This is a genomic window from Paenibacillus sp. cl130 (genome assembly GCF_900116035.1).
Lineage (GTDB): Bacteria > Bacillota > Bacilli > Paenibacillales > Paenibacillaceae > Paenibacillus > Paenibacillus polymyxa_B.
The window spans coordinates 354,109-380,283 of the sequence record NZ_FOYG01000005.1; the positions used below are offsets into that span (position 1 = coordinate 354,109).

Genomic DNA, 26,175 nt, shown 5'->3' on the forward strand with positions numbered 1-26,175 from the left:
CTTTTTATGAATCCATTTTCAACATAATCTGAAATGTATCATTGGTCAATAGATGGAAGGAGAGTTCCCTGTGAGAAGAAAAGAATTTACGGTGGCAGAACTAGAGGAAATAGAGCAGTTTCTAAGCGAGGTCAGTTTCGGATTTTTAGGCATGAACAGCGAGGATGGTTTTCCGCGTGTGGTTCCCTTGAATTTCGCTTATGGAAATGGCGTTTTTTATATTCATGGCAGCCGTGCTGGAGAAAAGATGGAACGGATGAAAGAAGATAATCGAGTTACTTTTTCAGCCGCCAAAGAATATGCGCTCATTCCGTCTTATTTTACGGATGAACATATGGCATGTCCGGCGACTTCATTTTTTAAAAGTATTACCGTGCGTGGTCATGCGGAGCATGTAGTGGATCTGGAAGAAAAAGCATCGGCCTTTTCCATTTTTATGAGCAAGCTGCAACCGGAAGGCGGGTATGACACGATTGATGCCAGCGATTCTCGGTATGCTTCACGTTTAAAAGGGGTCGCTCTGATCAAAATTGTACCGGAGGAATGGACTGCCAAGTTTAAATTCGGTCAAAATGTTAAAGATCAGGAACGTCAGCAAATTATCGATGGCTTGCAACAACGGGGGTTGGATGATGATCTGACAACGATTGAGATGATGCGCAAATATTGTCCTCATCACTGATATATATCGAAAGTCAGGATTTTGCAAAATCCTCAAGTATAAATATTTGAATTCCACGTAATAATTCCTGCTCGCTCACCGTCAGATTGGTTAATTATACCTTGTAGGGAGATGCCCTTGATTTTCCAAAACGTTCAGTCCTTCTGTATTAGGACTTTTGAAGGACAGGTATATATCATCCTCAAGCCCGTTGTTCTTACTGCAAAGGAACTTTATAATACGATAGATTTGTGGCGTAAGGGGGCAAGACCGTGATGAGAGCAGGAGTCAGAAGTCGGGAGAGTCGACGGTTGTTACTGGAAGCGGGGGCTGAAGAGTTTGCTCAGACGGGGTTTTATCAGACAAAGGTAAGTTCGATCGCGGCACGTGCAGGATTGACGCAGCCGGATTTTTATATTCATTTTGAAAGCAAGGAACAGTTGTACGAGGAGCTTGTGGAGAGCTTCGGTACTTTGGTGAATGATACGGTACAAAGCATGAAGATAGGCCCAGACCTAAGCGAGGCTGAAATTTTGAGACGGGGACAGGTGTTTCTGGAAGCTATTTTTCGCGTGTTGTCTAATAATCCGGCGATCACTCGTGTCGGATTTTACCAGGCGACAGATTCGGTGCGTATTAAGGCGGAAATGGCTGAGCATATCAAAAAGCATCTGCTGGCGGCGCAACGATGGGGCTCCTGCCGTGAGGAACTGGACCCTGAACTGACAGCAGAATGCGTGATCGGCTTGATTGAACGGCTGACGTTAACTAAATTGCTGCCTGGACGTGAAAGTCCGTCTGTGCTTGCCAAGCAGGCACGAAACCTCCTGTATCACGGCATGCTCGGGTCCGAAGAATAACAGGACAGTACAACCCCAACCTAGATTTGGGCGGCAGGCGCGGCATTTGTCCCTATCATGGATGATGGCATAAGCATAAGATGCTCTTGTAAACCATGAAGGGAGGAATCACCATGTCTGGAGTAGGCGCTGGTTATGGAGCTTTTACATCTACAGGAGCGATTCTGGTACTTTTCATTCTGCTCGTTATTATTTCCAAAGCATTTATCATCTAATTCGTAGCTCAAGGATTTAAAATTCGGGAGATTTGCTGGAATCAGTAGGGAGGAGGAATACGAAATGGGTGAAGTAGATAGAGGTTGTGGCGGTTGTAACATGTTCACCTCCACTGGTGTTATTCTGGTTCTCTTCATTTTACTGGTTATCATCACTCGTACTTGTTTCATCTAAAGCTATATTCATGGGCTTGAGCACCGATGCTCGGGTCTATGACCGTACTAGTCAAAATAGGAACCGTCTCCAATTAGAGGCGGTTTTTTTTATATTGAAGTTTACGTTGACGTTAACGTTATAGAGGCGTAGTATTTATATATAATCTTTTTCATAAGGTGGGTGTCATGGTTACGTATAAAATTGATGAGGTCGCCAAACAAAGCGGATTAACCAAGCGAACCATTCGTTATTATGAGGAAATCGGCTTATTGCCCTCTCCGCAGCGCAGTGAAGGAAATATGCGCCTGTATACGCAGGAGGATGTGGACTTACTAAAAAAAATAGTGAGTGCCAAGGAAGTACTTGGATTCTCCTTGCAAGAGCTTCAGCGTTACATGTCCGCAGCGGAAATGCTTAAGGGTCAGCGGGAGGAATATCGCGAGCGAACGGAGCATTTGCAACCGAACGAGCGACGGGCCATGTTGGAGGATATGGAAAGTACATTGAACGAGCAGTTGGAATTAATGGAGGGAAAAATCAACAGCATCCGTATGCTCCAGACTGAGTTGGAGGAGTTACGGGTTAGGGTGCGTGAACGCAAGGTTCTTCTGGATGATGAACTTGATCACGACCCGTCATAACAAGAACATTTACATTCAGATGTGGAGGTAACATCATAATATGAGTTCACAACATGCATTACCTGAAGAGTTAAAAGAACGCTCAGGCTTGCTGTCTCAACCTAAAGCGGTCTGGGCAGTCGCCTTTGCTTGTGTTATTTCATTTATGGGTCTGGGATTGGTCGATCCGATTCTTCCGGCCATTGCTGATCAGCTTCATGCTACGAAAAGCCAAGTGTCATTGCTGTTCACCAGCTATAATCTGGTAACAGGCGTTGCGATGCTGATTACAGGCGTTGTATCTAGTCGATTGGGTGTCAAATGGACACTACTAACCGGGATTTTATTTATTATTGTGTTTGCTGGACTGGGCGGCACAGCCAGTACAGTTGGCGGAATTGTGGGCTACCGGGCAGGCTGGGGTTTGGGGAACGCTTTGTTTATCGCAACAGCGTTGTCTGCGATTGTAGGTCTGTCCACTTCTGGAACAGCTAAAGCAATTATTTTGTATGAAGCGGCATTGGGCCTCGGGATTTCAGTGGGTCCGTTGCTGGGCGGTGAGTTAGGTTCCATTTCCTGGCGCGGTCCGTTTTTCGGTGTAGCCGGACTGATGGTAGTGGGATTTTTGTTCATTACGTTTATGCTGCCTTCCATTCCAAAGCCCAAAAAACGCGGTTCCATTGCCGATCCGTTCAAAGCGCTCAGTTATCCGGCTTTGCTCACGCTCGGTATTGTAGCGTTGTTATATAACTTTGGATTTTTTACGTTGATGGCGTATTCTCCATATGTAATGAATCTGGACGAGCATGGTTTGGGTTATGTGTTTTTTGGCTGGGGAATTATGCTGGCCTTTACCTCGGTGTTTGTAGCACCGAAGATTCAAGCACGCTTGAGCGTGGTATCTTCCATTAGTATCATGCTGACGCTGTTTGCCATTGATTTGGGTGTTATGGCGATCGGGACGGTAGCTGGTTCACCAACGACTGTCATTGTCGCCGTCATTGTGGCTGGTATTTTTCTGGGGATTAACAATACATTGATTACAACTGCTGTTATGCAGGCTGCTCCAGTGGAGCGCTCGACAGCATCTGCGGCCTACAGCTTCATGCGGTTTTTGGGCGGGGCAATTTCGCCGTGGCTTGCAGGGAAGCTGTCAGAGTGGTACTCAGCAGAAACCCCATTTTATTTTGGAGCATTGATGGTACTGATTGGCGTAGCTGTGCTGATCGTACGTCGTCGACATATGCAGGATATTCAGGTGGATGCACACTAAGATCGAACTTCTGAGGAGGAAAAGAGTATGAGCGAATACAAACATATTCTGGTCGCGATTGATGGTTCGGAACATGCTATGAATGCGTTGCAGACAGCCAAAACGTTGTCTAAGCAGCTTCAGGGGAATCCACATCTGACTGTATTACATGTAAACCCGGCTTTATCCATGAATGAGCCCCCGGTTGGGGTTGATGTGGATGAGCGAATCGAAGAGGAAGGTCGTCATATCTTGGAACCAGCATCCGACTATTTGAAGGACGAGGGTATTTCTTACCGTATGCTGGCGGGTCACGGTGATCCGGCGAGTGTCATTTGCGAAAGTGCAAAGCAGGAAAAGACGGATTTGATCATTATGGGAACGCGGGGCAAAGGACTTGTTTCCGAAATGATACTGGGTAGCGTGAGCCATCAGGTGATTCAGCATGCACCTTGTCCGGTGTTGACGGTAAAATAGACGGTAAAAGGAACGTTGATATCAAGAGAAGGAGGAAAAAGCATGCAGCAGCATTTATTTATTGGTGGAGAATGGAAAGCAGCTTCATCGTACACGACGTTGAAATCACCCTATTCCGGAAAAATCATTGCTGAGGTGGCAGAGGCCACAGCAGAGGATGCCAAGGCTGCTATTCAGGCAGCCTCTGATGCACGCTCGGAGATGCGGGTCATGCCAGCGCACCAGCGGTCAGCCATTTTGGAGAAGCTGGCTGACCTGCTGGAAGAGCGGCGTGAGGATGCAGCGCGCATCATTGCACGTGAAGCATCCAAACCATGGAAGGCTGCGCTGGCGGAGGTTGACCGGACGGTGCAAACCTACAAGTTCGCAGCTGAAGAAGCCAAACGGATTCACGGGGAAACCATTCCGCTGGATGCCGCACCGGGCGGCGAGGGTCGTATGGCCTACACGCTCAAAGAACCTGTAGGGGTAGTAGGAGCTATCACACCATTTAACTTCCCGATGAATCTGGTTGCTCATAAAGTGGGTCCCGCGCTGGCAGCAGGCAATACGGTCGTATTGAAGCCTGCGGAGCAGACGCCGTTGTCGGCTTACTTGATTGCGGAGCTGCTGGAGCAGGCTGGATTGCCTGCGGGCGCTCTTAACGTGATCAGCGGCGATGGTAAAACCATTGGCGACGTACTTGTCACTGATCCACGCGTCAGCTATATCACTTTTACCGGTAGCCCGGCGGTCGGTACAGAAATTCGCTCCAAGGCTGGCTTGAAGCGGGTCACGCTGGAGCTGGGTTCCAACGCGGCCGTTATTATCGACCGTGATACGGATGTAGACGCGGTCATCGACCGTTGTGTGAGTGGAGCCTTTGCCAATCAGGGGCAGGTATGTATCTCAGTTCAACGTATTTACGTTGTCGATGAACTGTATGATACCTTTGTATCCCGATTTATAGAAGCAACTCAACGTTTAAAAATTGGAGATCCGCTAGAGCCGGACACGGATGTATCCGCGCTTATTTCAGCCAAGGATGTCGAACGTGTCCGTGAATGGCTGGAAGAAGCGGTTCAAGCAGGCGCAAGGATCGCTCTGGGGGGCCAAGCCAAGGGAGGTATTCTGGAGCCGACGGTTTTGCTTAATGTGGACCCGACTTCCAAGGTGTCCTGTCGTGAAGTGTTTGCCCCGCTTGTGCTGATTCATTCTGTTAGCTCTATAGATGAAGCCGTAAACCATGTAAATGATTCGATCTATGGCCTGCAGGCGGGAATTTACACTCGTAATATCACGACCGCGCTGGATGCAGCGGACAAGCTTGAGGTGGGCGGCGTGATGATCAATGACATTCCAAGCTTCCGTGTTGATCATATGCCGTATGGTGGTGTGAAGCAAAGTGGCACGGGACGCGAAGGTGTAAAGTATGCCATGGAAGAAATGCTGGAAACAAAGCTGATCGTTATTAAACGGTAGTGGTTATTTAAAAGCCTATCTGATGGGCATAGATAATACGTTTTGCGTATGTCTGCTCATTAGATAGGCTTTTTTGGCACCTTTTGCGTGATTGTCAGATGAAAATAAAGTGTTAGACCGTTGGAACTGTTCCACCGTCAATATTATATTCACTTCCTGTAATTGAAGCGGCCCGGTCGGATACCAGAAAAGCAACAAGCTCAGCGACTTCTTCTGGTAGTCCTGGACGACCAATTGGAATTCCTCCCAACGAGTCCATCAGTTGCTTTAATGCACTTTCTCGGTCACCTGTCGTCTCAGCAATCCGATCAATCAAACTTTGTGCTGCCTTCGTTTCGATAAAGCCTGGCGCAACTGTATTAATACGAATGCCTTGAGGTGAAAACTGCTTGGATAACCCTTTGCTGTAAGTAGTTAAAGCTGCTTTGGCTGCAGCATAAGCCAATGTTGCATCATATAGCGGCAAGCGACGTTGAATGGATGAAATATGAATAATAACACCGGAACCCTTTTCCACCATAGCCGGCAGCAGTCCACGGTCTAAACGGACGGAAGCAAACAGATTGGCGTTAAAAGTTTGCTGCCAATGCTCGTCTGTCAAGATAAGAGCTCCCCCAGATGGGGCTGACGAGCCTCCAACATTGTTGACAAGAATATCTACACCGCCTAGGCGCTCAAGAACACTGTTTACTACTTTATCTACACCTTCAGGCGTACTAATATCGGCTGGAATAAACAGGTCTGGATTTTCTAAATTAACTGGAGTCGTTCGAGCCGTAGTTATTACGGTAGCACCTGCAGCCGTAAGTCTCTTAGCAATAGCCTCTCCCATTCCTTTGGTACCGCCTGTGACCAAGGCCCTTTTGCCTTTAAACTCACTTAATATGCTTTCTAATTGAAAACTCATGCGAATAATTCCTCCTAAATTTTACAATGTGGTTGAGGAATACCTCTAGGTATCTCCACTCCGAGAATAGAGTTGGAGTTCAGTTTGATCGGCACTCTGTTCACGTATAAAAACAACATAAGCAGGCATATTCGTTTTCCCTTTCTTATTTTTTAATTCCTTTATGGAAGTGTAATAATCAGTTCTTTAATTTTATTGTTGTTTACTAGAAATTGATGTTTAAGGAGGAGTGGGTCGGGAAGATTCGATTTATCAAAGTCTCCGTCTACTTTCGCAATTACGACGATGGTATTATTACTGTCATCCATATCCACGATCTCGAAGGTGACATTCGGCTCCAATATTTCTGCTTCACACCATGATTTTATGGCTTCCATACCTTTGATTTCGCGATGATTATCCAAGATCAACGCATCTTTATCGAAAGCGGAAGTAAATACTTCAAGCTGGGATTTGTTCGCTGATGTAAAGTAAGTTTCTACTGCCGGTGGCATGGTTTTATGTGGATTCATTAATCCTTCAACCTCCTATGGTGAGTATGTTGTGAGCGATAACTTCAAACTCATCATAGCAGTGATAATATGACTACATGGTGTCATATTATAGAGGATCATTTAAATTTCTTTTCATCGTTTCTAAATGAGACAATATTCTTGTACGTACTTGTTCGGGGCTAACCTCTATAAGGAGGGGACCAAAGGACAGCAGATAACTGTCCAGCCAATTGCCTACAGGAAATTGTGCCGTGACGGTATAAGAGCCGTCTTCCTTCTGAGTAATTGTTTTCTCGGCAAATTCATCGTATACGCGGTAAGCTCCTTGAGCAGAAATGTGAAGAGTTACTTCAATGGTATGAAGCAAGTCGTTCATCTTTGTGTCTGTAGATGCTACGACTGTTCTTGGCTCATAACTAATTTCGGTAACTGCAATCTCTTTCATTCGGCCAATCTTAAATACACGATGACTTTCGGTATTTAAACAGTAACCTTCCACATACCAGGATTTATCTTTAAACAAGAGCTTGGCAGGTTCGACGCTACGATAACTCTGTTCCCCGGCGACGTTATAATAGCGGAACTTTATAACACGGCTTGTGATTATTGCGTTGCGTATAAGAGTGAATAGCTGTCTCTGGCTGTTTTGGCTTCCCCATGGCGAAAAATCTACTTCGATCCAGTTTCCCATGTCTTTTTTAAAAATCCTACTCAACTTGTTTAGCACTTCTTCTACCTGTGGGATGGTAGCTGTAGCCACACTCTGAAGGGCCATTAAGATATCATCTTGTTCCTGCTCGGACAGTAAAGAGGTGTTAAAGACATAACCCTCCATCAATGATATTCCGCCACCCTTGCCTCTACTGCTGTAGATGGGAATCCCAGCTGCGCTTAAGGCATCTATGTCCCGATAAATCGTTCGTGTGGAAACCTCAAAATGCTCTGCCAATTCATCAGCAGTCACTTTTTTCTTATGGAGTAATATATAAACGATTTCAAAATGTCTGCTTAACGGCATACGCTTCACCTCTCTCAGTAGCATACACCTTATAATATGACATTATAAAGTCATATTAAGTGATTGCTTGATATCACACCATGATGGACATCAATCTGTTTAAAACCAACTGGGGGACTTTATTTACTTTGAACAGCGATAATAACACTGTTTTGGGATCAGATCTTTTTACAATCTTTTATATAAAGTTGAACAAAGAGCACTTGCAAAGTAAAAAGGAATATACTATACTGAGGCCAATCATTAGTGATTGATCAATCACTAACTGGATTAATAAGCAACGGAGGTGATATTCATGAGCAGGATACCGCTAAAGTTTACTCAAACGTATCTTTATCCGAACTATGGATTGAGCAGATTCAGTTGATTGAAGGAGTACGTAGTTAAGTAATTGATCAATCACTTATTTTAAAGTAAATGGAGGAGAGAACATGAAGCATCTTATTATTTACGCACATCCATCCGAGGGAAGCTTTAATCATGCAATTTTGACCACAGCAGTCGAGGGGCTAAAGCAAAAAGGACATGATGTGGTTGTTCGTGATCTATATGCAATCAACTTTCAACCTGTGATTAGCAGCAGCGAGGTCATTGAAGGAATCGGAGAAGATGTTGTACGGGAACAGGAATTTTTGCAATGGGCAGAGGTAATCACCTTTATTTATCCTATTTGGTGGACGGGGATGCCAGCTATTATGAAGGGGTATATTGACCGTGTATTCTCTTATGGATTTGCTTATAAATATGTAAATGGAGTGCAGATGGGAATGCTCAAGGGAAAGAAAGCTATTATCCTCAATACGCAAGGAAAATCACATGCGGAATATGCTAGCAATGGCATGGATCAAGCACTTCGCTTGACGTCCGACAAAGGTATATTTGAATACTGTGGGCTTGACGTCATGTATCATCTGTTCTTCGAGTCGGTACCCCAATCCGATGAGGATACACGTAAAGTGTGGCTTCGCCAGATTGCAGACATGGCCAGCAAAGCCTAATGGAAATATGTTTAGGAGCAGAGGATTAAGAATTAGGGGAATCGAAGTAGCCAGTGGCTAATCCAAAAGGCATCGCGTGCATTTGCAGGCGACGCCTTTTTGTTTGGTCCAATATTGAATGTGTTCCAATCGACACTCGCTCATGGCAAACGGCAATTGCTACAATAAGGGTTGGGTATTAGTTTTTCCGATTTTTCCGATTGGCGCTACGAGATCCACCGGAAGGCCACTGTGATCCACCACCTTGACCATGTTGAGGCCACCACTGTGATCCACCACCCTGACCGCCACCTTGACCATGTTGAGGCCACCACTGCGACCCACCGCCCTGACCGCCGCCTTGACCATGTTGAGGCCACCACTGCGACCCACCGCCCTGACCACCGCCTTGACCGTGAGGAGGCCAAGGCGATCCACCGCCTTGATGACCGCCCTGACCACTGCTTTGTCCTGGAATAGAAGGCATACTTGGATAAGGGCCTTGTGCCTGACTGATTTGAGTTACATCAATATATGATTGTGTACCATTAGGATATAGCACTAACATTGATTTGTTAGCGGGATCTACGCTTTTTACAAAAGCAACGATCTGTTGACCATTCACAGTAAATATCCCCCATAAATTAACAAAATTGCTCACTTCAGTAGTGGTCGCGAAATGTGGTTGTAACGGCCCCATCGAACGATGAGAAGAATGTTTAGACAAGGTGTGTATCTCTCCTTTAGATTGAATTTTGTGACATCATATGTGCAAACGTACTTGTTGGAATGGGCAATGTTGCTACAAGATATTTTTTTGGAAAAATTCATTGTCCCAAAAAAGTGTGCTTTTAGCGACTACTAAAAACATACCTTTACGAATGAAAAGCATTTGGTTTATAGCATCATGGATGAAATCGAAATAAATGCATCTTAGAGAATTTAGTTAATCAATTGAAACAATTTGCCATGCACCATCTTTATCTTTTTCTAAATAGAAGGTATATCGTATATCGGGTGAATATCCTTCTTCATTATTCAGCCGTTCCCCTACAATGGGTATCAATATCCGATTATTTTCTTTCATAGCTTCAGCAATACCAGTAAACTTCACCGGATGATCGAAGAGGTAATCGTGACCTGTTCCAACGTCTGGACCGAGCGCAGCATGGAATTGATCCAAATCTTTTGACACGAAGGCAGCTATTGCTGCTTTGAGTTTTGCTATCATGGCATCCTCAATTAGAGGGTCTTTAACATCATTCCATTTGATCTCGTCCAAGTTTTGCAGGGCGGCTGGTTGATCTGTTTCTTCTTTTACTACCGTTTCTGAGGTTGTTGGTATTGTTCCATTGGTAGATGTATCCGTTGTTTCCTGCTTTCCACAACCAGCAAACACACTTACACTTACGGAAAATATAAGAATAGAAATAATTTGAGCAGGTCTGTTCATATTAGATTCACCCATCCTTATTTACAACCATATGTAAAAACAGTTTTACTTTTTTTGTGATAAATCATAGTTGTAAAATTTTTTTTGCATTATTGGGGTTAAAGTGGATTAATTGAAAAATAACATTAGAAGTGTGTGGTGGTTTACTATAGAAAAATGAATAAATAAATGAAATGACCTTCTCTAATTAAAGAAGGTCATTTTTTAATTCAGGAACCATTATTAAATGTAGCACAGCCTTCTGCTTATAGGCGTTCTCGCTTGCAAGTCATTCACTAGTTCTTTATACCTAGTGTGGAATTTTCGTATGGACGTTCATGCGTTTTGTCGGTTAGCTATGATGCTGCGTATCACGGTTCAAAAGTAGCTGCACATGATGAAATCTCTGGTGTATATCTATGTAGGGTATCAAGCTGTAGTTAGAGCATTTTTTTGAGCTGGGATATACGGGCTTGGGAAACCTCAAGTATTTTGGCATATTCGTGCTGTGCTGCATTGGGGTGTTTTTGCATTAATTCTTTTAGACTTTCGATCATCTGTTGTGTCGATCGCCGCAGACGTTTGGACTCTTTATTAGATCGTTGTGAGTTGGATAAAGCTGACTTGGCTGGTCTTAGGATAGGGCTAAAATGTATTCCCTTTTTTAAACTTTCAATACATTCCCCGCAAATAAAGCTGTCTCTAAAATAAGTTAATTGTTCTGTTGAACCACACATTTTACACGTCACCCCAGTATATTTTCGAAAGGCGAGAATACCAGTTTCCTCATCTGCAAAAATCTCAACAGGATCACCCACATTATAATCCATGGAAATTCGCATTTCTTTGGGGATAACGATACGACCTAACGCATCTAGGGGACGTGTCATACCTGTACTTTTCAAATGATAACCTCCTTTTTTATATCCTTATAATACTAAATAGTTATGATAAAAAAGAATAGGCTTAGAGAAGCAATCGCATATATTTAGTAAACTGTTGAAAAGTATACAAGTAATTTCCAAAATATGTTTTGTTATTGGAGAAAACGTGTTGAGGAGATTATAAAGAATTTCCGATATATATTCATAAAGAATATTCTAGTTGGCAATGAAATTGTTAGTAACACGGGATAAGGAGCTGTGAATTACATATGAGAATATTTCAGTTTTGGAAGAAGAATAAGAAAGCTGTAGTGGCAATCGATTTGGATACTGCTATTCGGTGTGTACGATTGGACCCAATATAAGGCGGTACGGGTACTAACTCGATTAGCACGTGAAGGTCTTCAGACCGACCAGATTGTGGACGATATTATCAGCCATGTCGACGATTTTCGTTATGAGGCACAGATGCCCACGTTCTATTTTCTGTCTGGACTGACGGGCAATAAGAAGGTTGCTTCGCTGCTGCAAAGGCATTTCCTTGAGAATCTGGAATACGATCCGATCGATGCCTTTGATATTTTCGAGAATTTGTACCGTTGTTCGCCGGATGTTGCCATGAGGCATGCCGATTTTCTCAAAGCAATTGCCCGCGGTGAAGGCCTAGAAGGCCGTTCTCCCTTGCAGGATGGAGCTATAGGGACTACCGATGAGAATGGCAAGCAAGAGTACCACTGGCCCGACGATGAACCTGTCGAGGAGCATCACCAATTACGAGCTGCCATATTTTATTATCGGCTGCACCCTCTGGATGAGGAGGTTAATCGGCTGTTGGATCATTGGGAAGTGAACCATCCGGAGGAGAATGTTAGGAGTTGTATTGGGAAATTGAGAGAAGAAGGACAGGGAGAGGGCTAGCTTTTCTGCTAGACGAATATCGGAATCTTAATTTTGCACTCTTTACTATGAAAACTTATACTTATCGTTAAAGCTGACTTGAAGAGAAAATAAAAGAACGAGGAGGGGAATAACCATGTACTCCATTAAAGAAGTTCAAATCAAGAGCGGATTGCCCGCATCCACCCTTCGTTATTATGAAAAAGAAGGCATATTACCTGATGTCGGTCGGGATGAAGGTGGAAGAAGGGTATATACCGAAAAACAAATCGATTGGATTAGGTTCCTTATGGCTATGAAAGATACAGGGATGACTATTGAAGAAATTAAGGCATACCTTGAGCTAAATGTAAAAGGAGAAGCCACAATCCAAGAGAGAAGAGATTTCCTTGTAGCCCACAAAAAGAAAGTGGAAGCACATGTGGCACAAACGCAGCACAATTTGGAGAAAATTATTCAAAAGATAGCTTTTTATGATCATGTGGTTATGGGGAAAAGCCTCTCTTAACTAAGCAATTGCTGCAAAGGTAAAAAAGCCAAAGCCGCCTGCTTACATAGTAAACGGCTTTGGAGGTAGCGGGGTACTATATATTTCTAGTAACCTCATAGGCGTCCCAGACAGCATACATAATATTTTGTACTTGCTTGGCATCGCCGATTAAGTAGGACTCGGAAACCTCATTTTGAATGTCTTCATAAAGCGATTGCTGAGGAGTATATCCTACAGCCAGAATCGCTGAATCTGCGTTTAGAATCGTTTCTTCACCATCTTTATTTTGAAGAACGAATTCTTGATCGTTGGCATCGACAATTTTGGCGTTGGTCAGGAGATGGATATCCTTGTATGCAACAAGGTCACGCAGCATATCTTCATTTGCATGGCACAGGGGGCCGCCGACGGTTAAAATATCTTCTTGCATTTCCACCAGCGTTACTTTTTTACCTTGATCAGCAAGCCAAAGTGCAGTTTCGCATCCCACAAGCCCACCTCCGACAATTACGGTGGAAGCACCGGGATCTTTTTTCCCAAGCAAAACTTCTTCTGCGGAATACACCTTAGTAGATGTACCAATGGAGAAGGTTTTGGGAGAGGAGCCGGTAGCAAAAATAACAACATCTGCTGCATATTCATTTACGGTAGTCCGATTAACCTCGGTATTCAATTGGACGTCAACTTTTAAATCCTTTAGCTCCCCTTCATACCAGGTCGCAAGTAAATGATCGTCTTCTTTGAAGTCTGGAATTCCACCCGGGATCAGATTACCTCCCAATCGGTTATTTTTATCGAATAAGGTAACGTGGTGTCCGCGAATAGCAGCTACACGGGCAGCTTCACATCCTGCGGGTCCTCCACCGATCACCAAGACTTTTTTGGACTGATCTGCTTTTCCGAGTGCATAGTCTTTTTCTCTGCCGCAAGCCGGATTAACGGCACATGAAATCGTTGCAAAAGATGCCAATCGACCCATGCAGCCCTCTTGCAGGAGAGGCAAGGACGAATCTTTTCTATTTTCCCGGCCTTGATTTTGTTGGGGATGTCAGCATCAGCCAACAATGGCCGACCCAGTGCAATCATATCGGTTTTTCCTTCACGTATTGCCTTGCTGGCCAAGTCTGGATTATCCAATCTGCCAGCAGTAATGACAGGTACCTTTAGAATGGTTTTTAAAATTTTGTTATAAGGAAGATAGAGTCCTTTTTCCTGATACATTGGTGGATGTGCCCAATACCATGAATCGTACGAACCAACATCACCATTAAAAGCATCATATCCAGCTTCCTCTAATATTTTGGCCGCTTCAATTCCTTCTTCAATATCCCGTCCCTGTTCCTGAAACTCTTCGCCTGGCAATCCACCCTGACGCCAATCTTTAATAAAGCTTTTGATGCTGTATCGAAGAGATACCGGGAAATCCTGTCCACATTCGGCTTTGATGGCTTGGACGATCTCTATGGCAAATCTTAAGCGGTTTCTCAGATTTCCGCCGTATTGGTCTTTTCGATGGTTAAAGAAAGAAATCGCAAATTGATCCAGTAAATAGCCTTCATGAACCGCATGGATTTCAATACCGTCAAAGCCTGCCTTTTTGGCAATAGCCGCAGATTCCGCAAATTTTCTGACGTAGGTGTGAATTTCATCGATAGTTAGCTCACGACAGATTACATCGGGAAGCCAGCGATGAGGGATAGGAGAGGGAGCGACAGCCGTTTTACCTACAATTGAAGGGATGCTTACCCGTCCAAAGCCTGCGGATAATTGTAGAAATATTTTTGTGCCGTATGCATGAATCCGCTCCGTCATCATTTTACCCGTTTTAACAAAATTTAAGGGGTTTAGAGTAGGGCAGGGCATTGATGGCAGGGCACATTTCTCAATTTCATTCTCAACCATCGTTACACCTGTAATGAGCAGTCCTGTCCCGCCTTTTGCCCGTTCAACATAATATTCGACGCCTCGCTCATTAAAGGTGCCATCGGCATCACAAAGCCCACCAGGGCCCATGGGAGCCATGACAAACCGATTTTTAATTTCTAGTTTTCCAATTTTCATAGGCTCAAATAAAATTCGATGCTCTTCTTTCATAACAATGCCTCCTAATTATGAATCGACCATTTCAATGAATCCATTCAGTGAATGAATTCATTGAATGGATTCAGTATAGGACGGTAGCGGACATTATTATGTGATTGTTTTCACAAATAAACAAAATAGCATTTCTTATTATAATTAAGTAACATGGACAAGGCATCGAGGATAGGAATGTTTAGAATAGAAAGGAAGAGTAGGTAAATGCCAAACCAACAATTGAGTGGACGAAAGCTGCAAAGCCTGCAGACTAAAAAAAATATATATAACAGTACATTAGAGCTAATGCATGAAAAGAGTTTGGAAAAAATTAGAATTGAGGATATCTGCCGGAGGGCCGGAGTGTCTGTGGGCTCATTTTATAATCATTTCAAGACTAAAAGTGATATTTTGGTGGAGATGTATGCACAGGCGGATGACTACTTTGAATTGAAATTTAAGAATGAACCACCTTCAGAAAGTATTGTGCAGGATATTATTCAATATTTTGAAGTTTATGCGGAATATAATCAGAATATTGGTTTAGAGACGGTGAAACAGTTATATACAACTAATAACAAGCTTTTCATTACTAAGGGTCGTGATATGCAAAATATACTTCAACAGATTATAGAGAGAGGACAAGCTGCAGGAGAGTTGGATCAAAGCATGACATCCGAAGAGATGACAGACTACTTATTTATTGCAGCTCGTGGGGTCATGTACAACTGGTGTCTTCATGATGGCGACTCGAATTTAATTGTAAATATGCGTGAATATATGAGTCGTCTGATCACGATCTTTAAACAAAAGAATTGATTGTATCCTTGTCACAGGGACGGTTCATCACACGCTTAACGGGTAAAAGTGTAGTACCAAGGTGGGCAAGTGGGGGTGTTGACTCTCACGCCACGTGAGACACTAGACTGTCAAGCAAGGGAGGTGAAGCGGAATGGCCTATACGGTAAAGGAAGTATCTAATCTGTCGGGAATCAGCGTACGAACTTTGCATTATTATGATGAAATCGGATTGCTGAAACCGCATCATATTGGAAATAATGGATATCGCTATTACGAACAGGAACAACTTTTGAGGCTTCAGCAAATCATGGTGTACAGGGAACTGGATTTGCCTTTATCTAAAATTGGAAAGGTGCTGGAGCAAACCAAGGAACAAAAAGCCGAGGTTTTACAGGAGCATCGAGCCAAGGTCGAGGCCAAAGTCTTCCGCTTGCATACTCTCCTACAGACCATCGACGGAACGGTGGCTCATTTGAAAGGGGAACAAGCAATGAAACCAGAGCACATGTACCAAGGGTTTAACCCGGAAAAGCAGGAAATGTACGAACGTGATTTGACAGACCGTTATGGTCAAGAGGCTCAGGAAACAATTCAGGAAAGCAAGACGGCGACAAAGAACTGGAGCAAAGAGGATTATTTGGATTCACAGGCAGAGGCTGATCAGATTCATCGGCAGCTGGCTGAAGCCATGAATAAAGGATTGAAGCATAATAGTGAAGAAGTACAGGCGCTGATCCGCCGTCATCTTCAATGGGTAAGCCGATTCTATACTCCTACAGCAGAAATTTATAGCGGGCTGGGAGACTTGTATGTGGAGCATGAGGATTTCAGTAAAATGTATGAAGGCTATCGCCCCGGACTAGCTGAGTATTTGCGAGACGGGATGAAAGTTCTAGCCGAACGGGAATTAAATTAACAAAGCGGGGAAGAAGGGCTGTAAAAGGTCTGAAAAAGAGGTGAACAACAAGCCAATTCCGATGGCCTGCTGTTCACCCTTTTTGTGTGTAGAGCAGTTTACATGCTGCTTTGTGTCGCTCTCATGCCTTGCTGGCTGTTGTTTCCGTACTGCTGCATGCCACTACCGCTTACATAATGCTGTCCAGTCGTCCCCATGTGTTGCGGGAAGCTGTGATTCATGTGGCTTCCTGCATTATAGGAGGATGGTTGCATACTGCGTGAGGCGTAGCTATCGCCAAATCCGGGCTGAGTCATTTGACTACTGGACCGAATAGAGTTTTCCAATTGACTACACAGTTGAATAACTTGCTGGTACTGCTGCATAGCCTGCTGGTGATGCTGAATTGCAGTTTGGATCATTTGAGCTGCACTTCGTTCACGTTGCACTAGGCTTTCAAGACTGGATGCATTTTGTTGTTCCTGTTGCAGCAACTGCTGATACATGGCAGTTCCTTGCTGTGTTTGTTGTACCAATTGCTGCATGATTTGTTCACATTGATGAAGTTGTTGTTGTGGAGCCATGTTGTTGTACATGAATTATCAATCTCCTTCGCCGCATAGTTTTGGGTTTCAGACCCTCATATATTGTGGCGAAGGGAGACCATATATATGCACAATTTTGGTTACAAGCTAGACACCAGAATAGCCGTAAATTCCTCTAGGAATACACGATCTTCGTGATCAAAGCGGCCTTTTAGCGGGCTGTCAATGTCCAGCACTCCAATCAGTTCCCCATTCTTGACAAGGGGAATAACGATTTCACTATTGGAAGCAGCGTCACAGGCGATATGTCCTGGAAACGCATGCACATCATCTACAACAAGTGTTCGTTGCTCAGCTGCTGCGGTACCGCATACGCCACGTCCCAATGGAATCCGTATACATGCAGGTAAGCCCTGGAAAGGACCAAGTACAAGCTCAGTACCATCATAAAGATAGAAGCCGCTCCAGTTAATATCTGGAAGGAAATGACCAAGTAGTGCTGAAGCATTCGCCAGATTGGCAATGGTATTGGATTCATCATGAATAAGTGCCCGGAGTTGTCCGAGAACCGATTCGAATTGTTCATGACGTGTGCCCTCGTAAGGTATGGTTTGAAACATGTAGAGTTCACGCTCCTAACATTAAATTTTTACATTAACTGTTGTATATATCGTCAAAAATAGGTAATTATGCAATTCGCTTTTACCATTGGTTAATTAATTTAAGATATAACGATTGTATATATTCAGTCAAGTGAAAAATCACTCTGTAACCTTTTGGTATCTCCGTACTCTAACCTCTGTACAGAATCATTTTGGGAAGGGGATAAGCTATACGTTTTAGCGGGGCAAACAGTATAGAAAGTAATCCAGCAAGGGTTGCCCTCATCTGTTTCCAGCTTATCCTCTATGGGTAAAAACAGTGTAACATGGTTGGCCTAGGCCAGGGAGGAGTTGCAATTATGCATGCAGATGTTCAGAACTTGTTTATCCGTATACAGATGCTTTCTTATGCACATCAGAATGATCTCACGGTAAGAGATATTCAACCTGTGTTGGAAGAACGCGGTTACCGTGTAGGAGAACGTGAGGTCAAGCAGGAGCTTGAAAACTTGACGCAGGAAAACTTTCTGACACCGCATGATGATATGTTTAGCATTACCGGTGCAGGGATCGATGAATTACAGGAAATTCAGTCGATGCTGGGCGTACTGTACAAGGATGTTGTGAAGAAACCGACTCGCACCAATACCCGAGTCTCTTCTTAAAGGCTTAGAGGCTCGATAATTTTGATTCGGAAGACAAGCTCGCACGGTTTAATCTCTTATAATATAGAAGATGCCCTTCTAATTCCTAATCCTAGGAACAGGAGGGCTATTTATATATATAAGCTTCTCAGCTTAAATAAGGTTGTGTTTGTTGAAGGTGTATGCTTAAATGTAGCGTATATTTATTGTCATTTTAATGTTGGAAGGATGATTGAACATGTGTGCATATGCATGTAAGGGGCATATACCACCGCTGGAAAGTCCGCGTCTTCGGCTGCGAAGGATGGAAAGCGGGGATGCGGCTACGATGTTCGCTTGCTGGTCTGACCCGGAGGTTCACCGTTATATGAACCTTTCTGGTATGTCAGGACGTGAGGATGCAGAGGATATGATTGAGTTGTTGAATGAGCTGGCGAAGACGGAGGATGCGCTGCGCTGGGGAATAGAACTGAAGGAGAATGGGAAGTTGATTGGAAGCTGTGGGTTTAATTATTGGCAGACGGAGGGAGCTTATAAAGCCGAGATTGGTTATGAGATAGCCAAGCCTTATTGGCGACAGGGTTACATGACCGAGGCGCTACGCTTGGTGCTGTCATTCGGGTATAACACGATTCGGTTGAATCGGATCGAAGCGCTGGTGGACCCGCGTAATACAGGCTCGCAAGCCCTGCTGTCCTCGATGGGCTGGACACAGGAAGGACTGTTGCGGCAGGTACAGCATACATCTACAGGCTTTAAGGATATGCTGATGTATTCTTTACTGCATGAAGAATGGCTCAGACTGGAGGCACAACGAAATGCTGTTTCAGTATAACGGCGGTTCGTCGCCGCTGCACAGGCTAGGGCCGTTAAGTAAGCTAATATGGGTGGGGTGCTTTAGCCTCCTGTCAATGGCTTGGGATTCGACGCTGCGGGAAGCAGCACTCTTGGCTGTACTGATTGCTGTGGCTGGCTTGGGCGCACGTTTGACCTTAGCACGCCAACTTCGGGCTATGTCGTTCCTGATTGGTTTAGGTATCCCGTATTTTATACTGTCTATCCTAGCGATTCGAGAAGGACATACCGTGGCTTCATGGGGACCCATTGTCATTACAGCAGAGGGACTGGATATCGCAGGGGCGTTAACGTTGCGGATTTTTGTGTTGTTTTTGGCATCTTATATCTATCTCTCGACGACGGATCCCCGAGATTTTGTGCAGGCATTGAATCTGCGCTTGCGTGTTCCTTATCGGTTTGCGTTCGGTATTTCAGTGGCACTGACGTTTCTCCCCTTATTGGAAGAAGAAGGGCGAACAATTATGGCAGCACGGCGTGTTCGTGGACAGGAACCACCACGAGGGTGGGGCAATCGGTTATCATGGTGGAGCGGGTATGCGGCTGCCGTGTTGGTGAATGCTGTAAGACGGGTTCAGCAGACGGCGCTGGCTATGGAGGGCAAAGGTTTCGGCGCTTATGCAGAACGGACATATCTTCGTACACTGAACAATGGGCGTGTAGGCAACTTATGTGCTGTGACTGCTGTATTAACTACGGCTGTTTTATGGTGGAGCTTATAAAGTGAAGCCTCTTATTTTTGTTCTTATTGTCAACCTGTAAAATATAATTAGGTTGACAATGAGGCTGCAAATGAATACATTTATACAGTAGCAGCTTGTACAAGGATCAGAGCTGTAATCTTATAGATTAGATAGGGAGAGGAGTCAAGAAATACATATGAAGGAATCTCGTATGTTTGCAAAGTTTACAACGCTGGATATCGTACTCATGGCGATGCTGGCCACGTTGAACGGCGTCATGACCGTGTATTTGTCGCTCATTAACAAAACATTAAACAGTCTGGGAGGGCCTATCGCAACTTCCGCTATTGTCGGGCTGTACATGATATACGGCTTGTTGGCCTATTATATTATTCGTAAGCCGGGTACGGCGGTTATTGCTTATGCATTTGGCGCGGTAGTGCAGTCTTTTATGGGCTCCGCCTATGGAATTGCTTCTATTATCGCGGCGGCTGTCTGCTATATGATTGCGGCTGAGTTGGTATTTGCCTTGTTGCGGTATCGGCGCTGGAACGCAGTTTCGCTGATGCTAGTGGGTGGGGCTATGGTTCCGCTGTGGTTTATTGTCGCAGCCAATATGTTTGGCTATATGCATTGGGGGTGGAAGGTGCTGACGATTGCACTGGTCGTTCGTATCCTGAGCGGCATTGTCCTGTGCGGTCTGCTGACGAAAGTGCTGGGCGATGCCTTAAATCGTACGGGACTGTTAAAACGGTTTGAACTGGGACGCGCTTCACGTGCATAGCCGTGGCTATGCATGTGGTTATATCTTCAACAATGGGGATCGAGGATATTTCAGTTATGATTGAACATAGCGATTATAATTCTAGCCGTAAAATAGCCGTATCCTTGAAGAATTTTGGCTATCGGTATGATGATCAGGTAGAGCCAGCGTTACATGGTCTGACACTGGACATTGCGGTGGGTGAGCATGTAGCCATTGTCGGAGCTAGTGGAAGTGGAAAGTCTACGCTATGTCAGCTGCTTCATGGTGGATTGTCCCGTTCCGGTGAGGGCGAACGGACAGGGGAGCTGACCGTGTACGGGATGGACCCCGATATCGCTGATCTGGCTACTGTCGCCACCACTGTTGGCGTCGTGCTTCAGGACCCGGATGCCCAGCTGGTGCAGGGAATCGTCGAAGATGAGATTGCTTTTGGGCCGGAGAACCTGCGCGTGCCTCCGACAGAAATAGCGCAGCGCATTGCTGCTGCGCTGGAGGCCGTCGGCCTAGCTCCCGAGCGCGACTCCTTCGTGCGGCGCCTCTCGGGAGGCCAGCGCCAACGCACCGCGATTGCTGCGGTACTGGCGTTGGAAGCGCCGCTGGTCGTGTTCGACGACGCAGCTGCGCAGTTGGACCCGCCGGCTGTATGCGACTTCGTAGAGTTATGTCGGCGGCTCCATGCGGCGGGTCGGACGGTGGTTACCGCGTCCGGCCGCATAGACGATGGCGTGCGGGCAGCGCAGCGCGTCATCGTCTTGAAGGGCGGGACTGTACAACTACAGGGTCCGCCCGAAACGCTGCTGCGCGAACATGGTGCGCAGCTGGTCGCCTTGGGGCTGCTCCCCTCTCCCGCAGGGAGGGGAGACATGCCGCGTGAGCCGGGGGTGAATCCCGGCTCAGCGGCGGACCGCGCTGGGCAGCCGTTGTTGGAGGTGAAGGGATTGACCTTCACCTATCCCGGTAGCCAGCGGGCAGCGCTAAAGGGCGTGAGCCTAGCTTTTGCGCCCGGTGAACGAGCCGTGCTGCTGGGTGAGAACGGCTCGGGTAAAACCACGCTCGGCAAGTTGCTCATGGGCTTGCTCCCAGCACCGAAGGGGTGCATGCGGTGGGAGGGGCAGGATATGGCGAAGCTGCCAATTCACCAGCTGGCTGCCGGAATCGGCTATGTGTTCCAGCAGCCAGAGCACCAGTTTGCAGCTGCAACGGTGTGGGAGGAGTGTTTATACAGCGTGCGCGCCAAGCTTGGTTTACGGACCGGGGAGCCGGTTCCCGCCGCATATGTGGAACGGGCGCAGCGCTTACTGGCCGCCGCCAGGCTGGAGCACAGACTGGATGCCTCCCCGTACCTACTAAGTGGAGGCGAAAAAAGACTGTTGAGCGTTGCGGCACAGTTCATCTTGCCCAAAAAGCTATACATTCTGGATGAGCCTACCGCAGGAACGGATTACGAAGGGGCGAGAATTCTGCTCCGTATGTGCACAGAGCAGTCTGCCGAAGGTGCGGCTTTTCTGGTCATCACCCACGATATGCAGGTGGCTGAAAGCTTTGCCAGCGATGTTCTGTGCATGGAAGAGGGTCATCTCTATAAAGTGGAAAATAGTGAGATTTATCATACGATTACAGTTGACAAAAATTAACGACATGTAGACAATAATATATATACATCGTACAAAACAGGCGGCCTATATAGGCCGCCTGTTTACGATTATGCAGTGCGGGTAATAATCCAATCTGGAAAGGCAAACCGCGCACAGATACAACACAGTTTTTATAAGGGAAGGATTTGTGATTTGCTTGGCAAACGATAAACCCATGAAGCGCGGACTCGTGCTGACAGGTGTTCTATTGGCCACTTTTCTGGCCGCAATTGAAGGAACGGTTATCGGTCCGGCGGGACCGACGATTGTTAGCGAGCTGGGCAGCGTGAATTTGCTCAGTTGGATTTTTACGGCATATTTGCTGACTATGGCTGTGACCACACCCATTTTCGGCAAGCTTAGCGATTTGTTTGGCCGAAAACCCATATTTTTAATCGGCTGTTCGTTGTTTGTACTTGGCTCTTTGCTTTGTATGCTGGCTGGTAGTATGGAGCAACTTATTATCTACCGGGCAATTCAGGGTATTGGTGCGGGTGGTGTCATTCCTGTTACTTTTACCATCATCGGTGATATCTACAAAATGGAGGAACGCGGCAAAGTCCAAGGCATGATTAGCTCCGTATGGGGGATTTCTTCCCTGATCGGGCCTCTCTTGGGTGGTTATGTGGTTACCTATTTTGGCTGGGAGTGGATTTTCGGTTTTAACGTTCCCTTTGGATTGCTGGCTATGTTCTTCATCGCCCGTTACTTGCGGGAACAGGTAAGCAAGCGTACTGCGCGTATCGACGTGCCGGGAGCGGTTACCTTTACCATCGGGATGACAGCCCTCTTGCTCGTATTGGCACTGGGCGGGCAGTATATCGGCTGGGCTTCTCCTGAATTGTTGGCCTTGGCTGCCGTAGCCATTTTGTTCCTGATTCTGTTTTTGGTTATCGAAAAACGCGCTCAGGAACCGATGGTGCCACTAAAGCTATTTCGGATACGGGATATCGCTTTTTCCTGTGCCGCAGCACTGTTAGTCAGCACCCTGCTGATCGGACTGACTAGCTATCTTCCACTATGGATTCAAGGTGTACACGGTGGAGATGCCGCTTCATCTGGTCTCGCGCTGGCTCCAATGTCCGTAGGCTGGCTATTTGGCTCCATGATCGGAGGACGCATTTTGCTGACCCTGGGCTCACGTCGAACATCTTTGATTGGGCTGACCCTGATTGTTTTGGGGGCTTTCGTCATGACCTTGATGGGCCAAACGGCTCCGATCTGGCTGCTGTTCCTGTCTACATTGTTGTATGGACTGGGGTTTGGCTTCTCGATGACTGTGTTTACGATTATTGCCCAGTCCTCGGTCGGGTTCCAGTTGCGTGGCGCGTCTACAGCTTTGAATACATTCCTGCGCACGTTGGGGCAAACGATCGGGGTTGCAGCCTTCGGTTCATGGCTGAATTATCGCATTGCTGCCCAGACAGCAGACGGACAGCTTACACAGCAAGGGGTAACGCAGGAGGATATTAACGGTCTGCTTGCACCTCATGCTTCACAGAGTCTAAGTGACAAGGTTGCCGGATTACTTCGTTCTGTATTGGAAAACAGTCTGCATTCTCTGTTCGTTATCATGGTCGTTATTGCGGTTATTAGCTGGTTTGTCGTCCTCGGACTGCGGAACCTTCCGCCGGGCACTGAAGAAGAGGCAGATCAGCGCGTAAAGACACCACAAAGAGAACATGCATAAAAAATAATATAAATCTTTCATGATAAAGAGACAGTCCGGTACACCAAATAAGGGTCCGGGCTGTCTCTTTATGCAATGGTCTCTCCTCCTACTGATACAGCAAAATAGCCACCTCGTATAGGACCGATAAATTCCCCAGTATACAAAAAGGAGATAAAAACCCCCTAGAGTTGCTATATATTCATAGGGTATAGGTAACAAAATGGTAAAAAAGTCTTAAGAAATTGTAACAAAAAATATGTTTCTGAATTGAGCTGTAGGGTACTAAGGAACCATTTTTTTGAATTCGCTTACAAATCGGGCTTTGTATGATTTATTTTAGAACGATTTTGCATGTGAATGAAGCAACCAACCTAGCAAAATGGGACACGGAAAAAAATCAAGTAGCAAATTATTCTGAATGTAATAGGAATGAAAAAAAAGGAATTTTCAGAAAATTACTAGGAAAATATGAGGATGAAATTCATAGAGGAACCTGATTTCTTACCTCACATAATAGGGCTTTTCAGTCTATATCAATCGTTTGACATACCATATAAAATGGCCCTACCAACCAAAAAGTTGGGTTTCAAATCTAGAAGCACAATTAGATTAAGGGAGATGGAGTACTTGAAGTTTAACAAATGGTTCAGTAAAGCAGCCACTGCAACAGTAGCAACTACCTTGCTGTTAGGAGGCGGCGTTCAGGCTTTTGCCGAGGAAAATGATGCATCTGATCTCAAAACAGACAATGCATTTACCCAAATTACGCGTAATGACATGCTGAATATTTTCAAACAGCAAGGCAAAGAGAAATATGAGGTTCCGTCCTTTGATGCCTCTACAATTAAGAATATTCCTTCTGCTATTGGTCGCGACAGCTCAGGCAAGCTAATTGATTTCGATGTCTGGGACTCTTGGCCGTTACAAAATGCCGATGGCACAGTAGCCAATTACAAAGGGTATAATATCGTTTTTGGATTGGCAGGCGATCCTAAAAGAGGCGAGGATACATTCATATACCTGTTCTATCAAAAAGCGGGCAATACTTCACTGAGCGGCTGGAAAAATGCCGGCAGAGTATTTAAAGACAATGATAAATTGCTTGCCAACGATCCGATTCTAAAAAATCAGTCAGAAGAATGGTCAGGTTCAGCTACCTTAACCTCTGATGGACAAGTACGTTTATTTTATACCAGCAGACAGCCCTATGATCCGAATAACAAATTATACGGCAAGCAAACCTTGAGCACGGCTCAAATTAATGTCTCTCAGCCTGATGATAAGACACTGAAAGTAGATGGAGTCGAGGATTTGAAATCGATCTATGACGGTGGAGATGGGAAAACCTATCAAAATGTGCAGCAAAGCGTCGGAGTGGATATGGATAACCATACGTTTAGAGACCCTCACTATGTCGAGGATCAAGGCCACAAATATATTATATTTGAAGCCAATACAGGGACAGAGACAGGCTACCAAGGCGAAGATTCGCTTCAAAACTCAGCTTATTATGGCGGCAATAAGAAATTCTTCAGGGAAGAGCTTTCTAATCTGCAGCAAAGTCCTAAGAAAAAAGGAGCTGAGCTGGCGAACGGCGCACTGGGCATCGTTGAATTGAATGATGATTATACGTTGAAAAATGTAATGCCTCCTTTGATTGCTTCCAATCTGGTAACAGATGAAATTGAACGGGCGAATGTGTTCAAAATGAACGGTTTGTGGTATTTATTTACGAGTACGAGAGGTTCCAAGGTGACTGTAGATGCGATCGGAGACGATGATATTTACATGCTGGGTTATGTTTCTACTTCCTTGACAGGGCCTTATAAACCGTTGAATGGAACCGGTCTCGTTCTTCATCAGGATCTGGATCGTGATGATATTACCTGGACGTATGCCCATTTTGCTATCCCGCAAGGCAAAGGTAATAACGTAGTCGTTTCGAGTTATATGACTAATCGAGGGCTTTTCCCGGATCACAAATCTACTTTCGCGCCAAGCTTCCTGCTGAATATTAAAGGCTCGAAAACGTCTGTTGTGAAAAACGGTATTTTGGAGCAAGGGCAAATCACGGTTGATCCAACGAATGACAAAAAAGAATCTCCAAATGAGTATGGGAAGAAATAAGTAGGTATATGCAGTATGTCCGAAGGCGGCGGTTTGGTAGCTTACCGATCTGCCGTCCGTCGGACGATACATA

Annotated in this window: 29 protein-coding genes; 19 read left to right on the forward strand and 10 right to left on the reverse strand. The window is 45.3% G+C overall.

The features are described 5' to 3' along the window. Nucleotides 1-70 precede the first annotated feature (70 nt). The 7 genes from BM358_RS16240 (at nt 71) to BM358_RS16265 (ending at nt 5,703) form a co-directional block, all read left to right on the forward strand. A complete protein-coding gene (locus tag BM358_RS16240; RefSeq protein ID WP_023986938.1) occupies nt 71-682 on the forward strand; it encodes a pyridoxamine 5'-phosphate oxidase family protein in 612 nt (203 codons plus the stop codon). Nucleotides 683-936: 254 nt separating this feature from the next. Beyond that, on the forward strand, nt 937-1,521 hold the full coding sequence (locus BM358_RS16245) for a TetR/AcrR family transcriptional regulator (protein ID WP_023986940.1): 585 nt from the start codon (nt 937-939) through the stop codon (nt 1,519-1,521). 113 nt (nt 1,522-1,634) lie between these two features. Beyond that, nucleotides 1,635-1,736: a hypothetical protein gene (locus tag BM358_RS26645; protein WP_023986941.1), complete on the forward strand. Its 102-nt coding sequence runs from the start codon at nt 1,635-1,637 to the stop codon at nt 1,734-1,736. A gap of 342 nt (nt 1,737-2,078) precedes the next feature. After that, on the forward strand, nt 2,079-2,534 hold the full coding sequence (locus tag BM358_RS16250; protein ID WP_023986943.1) for a MerR family transcriptional regulator: 456 nt from the start codon (nt 2,079-2,081) through the stop codon (nt 2,532-2,534). A gap of 40 nt (nt 2,535-2,574) precedes the next feature. Beyond that, nucleotides 2,575-3,786 carry an MFS transporter gene (locus tag BM358_RS16255; protein WP_023986944.1) on the forward strand — a complete coding sequence of 404 codons (1,212 nt, stop codon included), beginning with the start codon at nt 2,575-2,577 and terminating at the stop codon, nt 3,784-3,786. Between the two features lie 27 nt (nt 3,787-3,813). Further along, complete coding sequence (locus tag BM358_RS16260; protein WP_023986945.1) at nt 3,814-4,242, forward strand: universal stress protein; 429 nt, start codon at nt 3,814-3,816, stop codon at nt 4,240-4,242. 42 nt (nt 4,243-4,284) lie between these two features. Further along, on the forward strand, nt 4,285-5,703 hold the full coding sequence (locus BM358_RS16265) for an aldehyde dehydrogenase family protein (protein ID WP_028541038.1): 1,419 nt from the start codon (nt 4,285-4,287) through the stop codon (nt 5,701-5,703). 112 nt (nt 5,704-5,815) lie between these two features. Here BM358_RS16265 and BM358_RS16270 read toward each other — a convergent pair whose 3' ends face one another. The 3 genes from BM358_RS16270 to BM358_RS16280 all read right to left on the reverse strand — a co-directional run bounded on the left by BM358_RS16270 (nt 5,816) and on the right by BM358_RS16280 (nt 8,122). Then, a complete protein-coding gene (locus BM358_RS16270; RefSeq protein ID WP_028541037.1) occupies nt 5,816-6,610 on the reverse strand; it encodes an SDR family oxidoreductase in 795 nt (264 codons plus the stop codon). A 161-nt stretch (nt 6,611-6,771) separates the two neighbouring features. Further along, nucleotides 6,772-7,122: a nuclear transport factor 2 family protein gene (locus tag BM358_RS16275; protein WP_023986948.1), complete on the reverse strand. Its 351-nt coding sequence runs from the start codon at nt 7,120-7,122 to the stop codon at nt 6,772-6,774. A gap of 88 nt (nt 7,123-7,210) precedes the next feature. After that, nucleotides 7,211-8,122 carry a helix-turn-helix transcriptional regulator gene (locus tag BM358_RS16280; protein ID WP_028541036.1) on the reverse strand — a complete coding sequence of 304 codons (912 nt, stop codon included), beginning with the start codon at nt 8,120-8,122 and terminating at the stop codon, nt 7,211-7,213. Nucleotides 8,123-8,553: 431 nt separating this feature from the next. On the opposite strand from BM358_RS16280, the gene BM358_RS16285 reads away from it, so the two are divergent. Further along, on the forward strand, nt 8,554-9,120 hold the full coding sequence (locus BM358_RS16285; RefSeq protein WP_028541035.1) for an NAD(P)H-dependent oxidoreductase: 567 nt from the start codon (nt 8,554-8,556) through the stop codon (nt 9,118-9,120). 178 nt (nt 9,121-9,298) lie between these two features. Here BM358_RS16285 and BM358_RS16290 read toward each other — a convergent pair whose 3' ends face one another. The 3 genes from BM358_RS16290 to BM358_RS16300 all read right to left on the reverse strand — a co-directional run bounded on the left by BM358_RS16290 (nt 9,299) and on the right by BM358_RS16300 (nt 11,436). Beyond that, on the reverse strand, nt 9,299-9,826 hold the full coding sequence (locus tag BM358_RS16290) for a hypothetical protein (protein ID WP_071559321.1): 528 nt from the start codon (nt 9,824-9,826) through the stop codon (nt 9,299-9,301). A 219-nt stretch (nt 9,827-10,045) separates the two neighbouring features. Then, nucleotides 10,046-10,552: a hypothetical protein gene (locus tag BM358_RS16295; protein WP_023986952.1), complete on the reverse strand. Its 507-nt coding sequence runs from the start codon at nt 10,550-10,552 to the stop codon at nt 10,046-10,048. Between the two features lie 419 nt (nt 10,553-10,971). After that, on the reverse strand, nt 10,972-11,436 hold the full coding sequence (locus BM358_RS16300) for an AbrB/MazE/SpoVT family DNA-binding domain-containing protein (protein ID WP_023986953.1): 465 nt from the start codon (nt 11,434-11,436) through the stop codon (nt 10,972-10,974). Nucleotides 11,437-11,757: 321 nt separating this feature from the next. Here BM358_RS16300 and BM358_RS16305 point away from each other — a divergent pair, with 321 nt between their 5' ends. Further along, nucleotides 11,758-12,333 (forward strand): hypothetical protein, encoded by a 576-nt coding sequence (locus BM358_RS16305; RefSeq protein ID WP_231517148.1) that lies wholly within the window; start codon nt 11,758-11,760, stop codon nt 12,331-12,333. A gap of 115 nt (nt 12,334-12,448) precedes the next feature. Continuing rightward, nucleotides 12,449-12,820 (forward strand): MerR family transcriptional regulator, encoded by a 372-nt coding sequence (locus tag BM358_RS16310; RefSeq protein ID WP_013308707.1) that lies wholly within the window; start codon nt 12,449-12,451, stop codon nt 12,818-12,820. Between the two features lie 76 nt (nt 12,821-12,896). Here BM358_RS16310 and BM358_RS26650 read toward each other — a convergent pair whose 3' ends face one another. Then, a complete protein-coding gene (locus tag BM358_RS26650; protein WP_218161331.1) occupies nt 12,897-13,781 on the reverse strand; it encodes an FAD-dependent oxidoreductase in 885 nt (294 codons plus the stop codon). Beyond that, entirely contained in the window at nt 13,670-14,896 is a 1,227-nt protein-coding gene (locus tag BM358_RS26655; RefSeq protein ID WP_218161332.1) for an oxidoreductase, read from the reverse strand. The genes BM358_RS26650 and BM358_RS26655 overlap by 112 nt, the downstream gene beginning before the upstream one ends. A 207-nt stretch (nt 14,897-15,103) precedes the next feature. Between BM358_RS26655 and BM358_RS16320 the strand changes: the two genes are divergently transcribed. Further along, nucleotides 15,104-15,697: a TetR/AcrR family transcriptional regulator gene (locus BM358_RS16320; protein ID WP_028541034.1), complete on the forward strand. Its 594-nt coding sequence runs from the start codon at nt 15,104-15,106 to the stop codon at nt 15,695-15,697. A gap of 133 nt (nt 15,698-15,830) precedes the next feature. Continuing rightward, nucleotides 15,831-16,595 (forward strand): MerR family transcriptional regulator, encoded by a 765-nt coding sequence (locus tag BM358_RS16325; RefSeq protein ID WP_028541033.1) that lies wholly within the window; start codon nt 15,831-15,833, stop codon nt 16,593-16,595. 98 nt (nt 16,596-16,693) lie between these two features. On the opposite strand, the gene BM358_RS16330 is transcribed toward BM358_RS16325, so the two are convergent. Beyond that, a complete protein-coding gene (locus BM358_RS16330) occupies nt 16,694-17,170 on the reverse strand; it encodes a hypothetical protein (protein ID WP_023986958.1) in 477 nt (158 codons plus the stop codon). Between the two features lie 89 nt (nt 17,171-17,259). Further along, the gene (locus BM358_RS16335) at nt 17,260-17,739 is read right to left on the reverse strand and encodes a GAF domain-containing protein (RefSeq protein WP_023986959.1); all 480 of its coding nucleotides are present in this window, start codon (nt 17,737-17,739) and stop codon (nt 17,260-17,262) included. Nucleotides 17,740-18,080: 341 nt separating this feature from the next. Between BM358_RS16335 and BM358_RS16340 the strand changes: the two genes are divergently transcribed. From BM358_RS16340 to BM358_RS16370, 7 genes are all read left to right on the forward strand, one after another. Beyond that, nucleotides 18,081-18,386 carry a hypothetical protein gene (locus tag BM358_RS16340; RefSeq protein ID WP_028541032.1) on the forward strand — a complete coding sequence of 102 codons (306 nt, stop codon included), beginning with the start codon at nt 18,081-18,083 and terminating at the stop codon, nt 18,384-18,386. Between the two features lie 217 nt (nt 18,387-18,603). Continuing rightward, complete coding sequence (locus tag BM358_RS16345; protein WP_023986961.1) at nt 18,604-19,200, forward strand: GNAT family N-acetyltransferase; 597 nt, start codon at nt 18,604-18,606, stop codon at nt 19,198-19,200. Further along, nucleotides 19,184-19,942, forward strand: a complete 759-nt coding sequence (locus tag BM358_RS16350) for an energy-coupling factor transporter transmembrane component T family protein (protein ID WP_023986962.1) — start codon at nt 19,184-19,186, stop codon at nt 19,940-19,942. The genes BM358_RS16345 and BM358_RS16350 overlap by 17 nt, the downstream gene beginning before the upstream one ends. 157 nt (nt 19,943-20,099) lie before the next feature. Further along, on the forward strand, nt 20,100-20,687 hold the full coding sequence (locus BM358_RS16355) for an ECF transporter S component (RefSeq protein ID WP_023986963.1): 588 nt from the start codon (nt 20,100-20,102) through the stop codon (nt 20,685-20,687). 56 nt (nt 20,688-20,743) lie between these two features. Continuing rightward, complete coding sequence (locus BM358_RS16360) at nt 20,744-22,303, forward strand: ABC transporter ATP-binding protein (RefSeq protein WP_028541031.1); 1,560 nt, start codon at nt 20,744-20,746, stop codon at nt 22,301-22,303. 175 nt (nt 22,304-22,478) lie between these two features. Beyond that, nucleotides 22,479-23,993, forward strand: a complete 1,515-nt coding sequence (locus tag BM358_RS16365; RefSeq protein ID WP_028541030.1) for an MDR family MFS transporter — start codon at nt 22,479-22,481, stop codon at nt 23,991-23,993. Between the two features lie 609 nt (nt 23,994-24,602). Then, on the forward strand, nt 24,603-26,102 hold the full coding sequence (locus BM358_RS16370) for a glycoside hydrolase family 68 protein (protein WP_023986966.1): 1,500 nt from the start codon (nt 24,603-24,605) through the stop codon (nt 26,100-26,102). Nucleotides 26,103-26,175: the final 73 nt, after the last annotated feature.

Coding starts and splice junctions, on each gene's coding strand:
- BM358_RS16245 (WP_023986940.1), top strand. CDS start 937: ATGAGAGCAGGAGTCAGAAGTCGGGAGAGTCGACGGTTGTTACTGGAA.
- BM358_RS26645 (WP_023986941.1), top strand. CDS start 1,635: ATGTCTGGAGTAGGCGCTGGTTATGGAGCTTTTACATCTACAGGAGCG.
- BM358_RS16250 (WP_023986943.1), top strand. CDS start 2,079: ATGGTTACGTATAAAATTGATGAGGTCGCCAAACAAAGCGGATTAACC.
- BM358_RS16255 (WP_023986944.1), top strand. CDS start 2,575: ATGAGTTCACAACATGCATTACCTGAAGAGTTAAAAGAACGCTCAGGC.
- BM358_RS16260 (WP_023986945.1), top strand. CDS start 3,814: ATGAGCGAATACAAACATATTCTGGTCGCGATTGATGGTTCGGAACAT.
- BM358_RS16265 (WP_028541038.1), top strand. CDS start 4,285: ATGCAGCAGCATTTATTTATTGGTGGAGAATGGAAAGCAGCTTCATCG.
- BM358_RS16270 (WP_028541037.1), bottom strand. CDS start 6,610: ATGAGTTTTCAATTAGAAAGCATATTAAGTGAGTTTAAAGGCAAAAGG.
- BM358_RS16275 (WP_023986948.1), bottom strand. CDS start 7,122: ATGAATCCACATAAAACCATGCCACCGGCAGTAGAAACTTACTTTACA.
- BM358_RS16280 (WP_028541036.1), bottom strand. CDS start 8,122: ATGCCGTTAAGCAGACATTTTGAAATCGTTTATATATTACTCCATAAG.
- BM358_RS16285 (WP_028541035.1), top strand. CDS start 8,554: ATGAAGCATCTTATTATTTACGCACATCCATCCGAGGGAAGCTTTAAT.
- BM358_RS16295 (WP_023986952.1), bottom strand. CDS start 10,552: ATGAACAGACCTGCTCAAATTATTTCTATTCTTATATTTTCCGTAAGT.
- BM358_RS16310 (WP_013308707.1), top strand. CDS start 12,449: ATGTACTCCATTAAAGAAGTTCAAATCAAGAGCGGATTGCCCGCATCC.
- BM358_RS26650 (WP_218161331.1), bottom strand. CDS start 13,781: ATGGGTCGATTGGCATCTTTTGCAACGATTTCATGTGCCGTTAATCCG.
- BM358_RS26655 (WP_218161332.1), bottom strand. CDS start 14,896: ATGAAAGAAGAGCATCGAATTTTATTTGAGCCTATGAAAATTGGAAAA.
- BM358_RS16320 (WP_028541034.1), top strand. CDS start 15,104: ATGCCAAACCAACAATTGAGTGGACGAAAGCTGCAAAGCCTGCAGACT.
- BM358_RS16325 (WP_028541033.1), top strand. CDS start 15,831: ATGGCCTATACGGTAAAGGAAGTATCTAATCTGTCGGGAATCAGCGTA.
- BM358_RS16330 (WP_023986958.1), bottom strand. CDS start 17,170: ATGTACAACAACATGGCTCCACAACAACAACTTCATCAATGTGAACAA.
- BM358_RS16335 (WP_023986959.1), bottom strand. CDS start 17,739: ATGTTTCAAACCATACCTTACGAGGGCACACGTCATGAACAATTCGAA.
- BM358_RS16340 (WP_028541032.1), top strand. CDS start 18,081: ATGCATGCAGATGTTCAGAACTTGTTTATCCGTATACAGATGCTTTCT.
- BM358_RS16345 (WP_023986961.1), top strand. CDS start 18,604: ATGTGTGCATATGCATGTAAGGGGCATATACCACCGCTGGAAAGTCCG.
- BM358_RS16350 (WP_023986962.1), top strand. CDS start 19,184: ATGCTGTTTCAGTATAACGGCGGTTCGTCGCCGCTGCACAGGCTAGGG.
- BM358_RS16355 (WP_023986963.1), top strand. CDS start 20,100: ATGAAGGAATCTCGTATGTTTGCAAAGTTTACAACGCTGGATATCGTA.
- BM358_RS16360 (WP_028541031.1), top strand. CDS start 20,744: ATGATTGAACATAGCGATTATAATTCTAGCCGTAAAATAGCCGTATCC.
- BM358_RS16365 (WP_028541030.1), top strand. CDS start 22,479: ATGAAGCGCGGACTCGTGCTGACAGGTGTTCTATTGGCCACTTTTCTG.